The sequence below is a fragment of the uncultured Ruminococcus sp. genome (assembly GCF_937915125.1).
In the GTDB taxonomy this organism is placed as follows: Bacteria; Bacillota; Clostridia; order Oscillospirales; family Ruminococcaceae; genus Ruminococcus_C.
Genome location: NZ_CALDMP010000001.1, coordinates 1 through 4,261, shown reverse-complemented (window position 1 = coordinate 4,261; position 4,261 = coordinate 1). Strand labels below are relative to the sequence as shown.

Here is a 4,261-nt window from a genome sequence, read left to right as displayed (position 1 = left end):
GTATTCACTGCGCTTTTTGTTTCATCTGACGAAAAATCTGACAGCGCATCTGACGTACAAACTTTGTGCGGTATTGCCATGAAAAATCTCACATACCGATTTTCTGAAGTTCATCCAGAAATGCAGGCTGTCTGGGATGTCCCTGGCGAATTTCCATCGCAAGATCCTCTGCATATTCCTTGCCGCACGTCTCTTCGTATTGCTTCAGGACACGGCATACATTTGCATACTCTTTTCGCCCACTTGCATTTCCTGCCATCTTCAGAATAAGATTCTCATAGATCTGTCGTCCAGGTTCTTCCCATTGGCTGCCTTTCAGTTCCGGTTGTAATTCCACTATTTTTGGTGGATATATCTGACAATATGCATAGATCCGGTTTGCCATGTGTTCTACACGAATGATATAAACATAAGCATTCTCTTCCACTGCATTCAGCAGCTTTTCCACGGCTTCCGCTCTGTCTTCCTCCGGCAGACTCTGTTTCCACTTCATATAGTATTTTGTTTTCCCATAGACCACAAGCTGACGGCAGACAAGCCCGTACGCCTCAGAATCACCGGTGCAGGCATAGATTTCCTCCAGGTGCTGAAACCAACCAGCTTTGTCATAGACACTATCAGACCTTTCTGCACCTTCCAGTGCCAGCTGTTCCGCTTGCGCATAATTTTTTTCTGCCAGCAGCATAGAGATCGCTTTGTGCCGGAAGTCGTCGATTTCCACATGTGCCAGAAGATAGGAACGTTTTTCCTCCTCGGTACCATACTGTTCCATCACATCTAATTTCCGTTTCTGATATTCTTTCTGATACCGATCCTCCCAGCCAATTTGCATGTCCAGATGCTGATACATTTTCTCCCGATATTCCGGCAGCTTACAGAATTCCAGCATGGCTATGTACCAATAATCATCTTCATAAATCATTTCCATATCGCCGTCCGACGTACAGAACTGCTCCCAGACCGCATCCATCACTGCACGATTGCCGCTGTCCACTGCCTGTCGGGCAAGCTGCTCCATGCTTTTGGCGCATTCGTACATAACATCAAAAGGGTCATCCTCTATTTCATAATACAGCTCATAAAACGCATCGTCATTCCAGGCGTCATTGATTTCCTGAATCATTTCTGTATAAACCCTCGCCTGTTCGGGCAGATCCAGCTGCTCCGCCTGTACCAGAATTTCCTCTGCGATTTCCATGAGAGAATCATCATAATCCATTTCATGGATTGCACTGGAAAAAGACTTCAGCAATGCCTGTGCCCCGGACGGTTCAGAAAATCGTAAGCGCAGAAGCTTTTCAAAGCTGGCATCCCGTTCTGCCTGCCGCAGAAGCAGCTGTATCAGCGTTTCCTTGGAGCAGCCGGAAAGCAAAGATTCTAAAGTATGCGAAGTGTTTTTTTCAAAATCATTTGTGGTCATTCCGGACAGCTCTCTTTCTTTTTTGGATAAAATAATTATACCACACTACGGAGTAAATTGCAAGATAAATGTGAATTTTTATAGACGCCTCAACTTCACGGCATAAGCGTAGGGCATGAGCTTGCTCCCACCGTATTCCCCACAATTGCACGATATCATTTTTTTAGGGACACGGCGTGCCGTGTCCTTATTGATTATCGTCCATTATTCCGGTGAAAACGCCCCACCGGGATGTTTTCAAAGCTTAACTTGCCCTTACGGATTGATTTTTTCTGCGATCTCAGTGATCACACGCTGATCGCTTTCCGATTTTATCCGGTATTCCGTTCTGGAATAGAAATTATCATTGACATCCCAGAGCACAGGAACAAAACCGTATTCTACAGCCATATCCAACATCTGGCGCAGACATTCCGATGAGTCCGTATATTCCGCATTCCGTGCCAGATGGGTGCTCTCATAAATGGAAGTACACTCTCCCACAAACACAGGGATGCCTTTGTCCGTAAATGCCGCTTTCAGCAGTTCGCACTGATCTTTGCTGTAATCCAGCCACGCCTGATTGCCCACCTGGTTCATCCAGTATTTTGCATTGTCAATATAATGCACAGAGACCATGAGCCTATCCTCTGCCGTATCCTCCGGCATCCGGAATCTGGCATCGGTGGTTTTGTCAATATTCGTCCAGTAGCCGGAGACAATGAGCATACGCTCCTGATTCTTACCGCCTGTTTTCCGCACAGCGTTCACAAAGGTCTGGTTCATCTCGTTGACATAATCATACATCTGGTCATCCGTGTAGGAATCCGATTCCTGCTGGGAACCCAGATTCTCATTGAAGCCCTCGAACACCAGGTAGTCAGAATAGTCCTTATAGTGCTCGGCGATCTGTGTCCACAGGTGTTCTGTGATGGAGAGTACCTCATCCTTTTCGTTGTTTTTAATGAGGAATTCGTCGTAGTGGTGGATGTTGATAACGGCATACAGCCCGTCCTCCAGACAGTATTCCACAAGCTCATCCACACGCTGGAAATAGTCCGGACTAATGGTATATGTTCCATCGTCCACCATCATATTGCCCCAGTATACAGGAATTCGCACCGTGCGGAATCCTGCCTCCTGATAGCCGTCAATGCACTCCTTTGTGGTCACAACAGCACCCCAGCAGGTCTCATAATTCTCCGGCGTATTCTCTCCGATGGTCATACAGCCGCCGGTCTCGTTGGCAGTATCCTCCCAGAACGCCTCCATGGTATTCCCCAGGTTAATGCCCATGCCCATATCCTTTGCATAGGCAACAGCGGTCATATCCCGCATGGCGGCTTCAGAGGTCTCACTGCCGCTCTGGTCAGCAGTTCCGCATCCGCTGACAAGACTGACTGCACCCGTCAGAGCACATACCATTGCAATCACTTTTTTTCTCATAATCCTATCTCCTTTTACGCCGTCTGTTGTAAGAGCCATTTGTCTCAGCATTGTTAGGGCAATACCGCACAAAGATTGTGCGTCAGATGCGCCGTCAGATTTTTTGTCAGATGAAACAAAAAGCGCAGTGAATACTTTGTGTATTCACGAGCATTTTTGTGAAATATGACGGAAAAGATGCAAGCATATGACGTGCAAAGCCGTCAGGCGCTCTTTGTGCGGTGTTGCCTTAGGGAAACACTGATTCAATCTGGCTCGTATCTTCCCCGTTCAGAGATTCGAACCGGGGAGAAATTGATTCCCATGAACTAATCCGGAAACACCTTGCATTCCCACGCCAGATATGTTATACTTCTATTATAGCACATCCCCCTGCAAATTGGCAGGATAAATTCGCCATACAATAGCACAAAACTGACAACAAAAGGAGCTGCCTATGTTCCAAATGCCTCTCAGTGCCTTTCTCCAGGACGAAAGCTTTCCCTTTTTCATCCAGTACGGCATCCACAAAGAACCGCTCTATCTCCACAGCCACGACAATTTCTCCGAGCTTGTCATTGTACTCAGCGGCAGCGCAGAGCACATCGTAGACAGCGAACGATACCGCATCTGCAAAGGCGATGTCTTTGTCATCAGCGATGAGACGGAACACGGCTATACCGATGTCCGGGATTTCCGTATCTGTAACATCATGTTCCGTCCGTCCTTTTTTCTCACGCCGGAACTGGATATCACGGAATCTGCCGGATTTCAGGCGCTGTTTGTCCTGGAACCCCGATATTCCAGAAAGAGCCGCTTTTCCAGCCGGCTGAAGCTGGATGTGGACGCTTTTCTTCAGGTGAACCGCATGATCGACCAGCTGTACCAGGAATTCACCGAGAAACCCGATGGATGGAAAACCATGCTCAAGGCAGAATTTCTGGCGCTGACTGTTACCCTGTCACGTCTGTATCGTTTCGAAGCTATTCCCGATGATGCCGGTATCCTACAGTTGGCAGGTGCCATTGCCTATCTGGAAAAAAACTATGCAGAACCCATCTCTGTCTCCCGGCTCGCTAAGCTATCCAACTATTCCGAGCGACAGTTTATCCGACTGTTCAAAGAGGCTTTCGGCTGTATTCCCATGACATATATCACCAATCTGCGAATGCAGAAAGCATGCGAACTGCTGGGAACAACGAGTCTCTCCATGGCAGAGATCGCCTCCCGGTGCGGCTATCACGACAACAATTATTTCAGCCGGATCTTCAAAAAGCACAACGGCATGACCCCCTCGGCATATCGTGCCAGAGTGACAAAAAATACGCCATAAAAACGGCACCCCCACCTGAATGACTCAGGCAGGGGATGCCGTTTTCTTGTTTAGGCAATACCGCACAAAGATTGTGCGTCAGATGCGCCGTCAGATTTTTCGTC

3 protein-coding genes are annotated in these 4,261 nt (G+C 47.8%); 1 reads left to right on the top strand and 2 read right to left on the bottom strand.

Annotated features, from left to right (window positions below; translation table 11 throughout):
• Positions 1 to 88 precede the first annotated feature (88 nt).
• The gene (locus Q0418_RS00015; RefSeq protein ID WP_298481495.1) at positions 89 to 1,420 is read right to left on the bottom strand and encodes a hypothetical protein; all 1,332 of its coding nucleotides are present in this window, start codon (positions 1,418 to 1,420) and stop codon (positions 89 to 91) included.
• Between the two features lie 255 nt (positions 1,421 to 1,675).
• Positions 1,676 to 2,845 carry a glycoside hydrolase family 5 protein gene (locus Q0418_RS00010; protein WP_298481494.1) on the bottom strand — a complete coding sequence of 390 codons (1,170 nt, stop codon included), beginning with the start codon at positions 2,843 to 2,845 and terminating at the stop codon, positions 1,676 to 1,678.
• Between the two features lie 436 nt (positions 2,846 to 3,281).
• Between Q0418_RS00010 and Q0418_RS00005 the strand changes: the two genes are divergently transcribed.
• Positions 3,282 to 4,157, top strand: a complete 876-nt coding sequence (locus tag Q0418_RS00005; protein ID WP_298481493.1) for a helix-turn-helix domain-containing protein — start codon at positions 3,282 to 3,284, stop codon at positions 4,155 to 4,157.
• Positions 4,158 to 4,261: the final 104 nt, after the last annotated feature.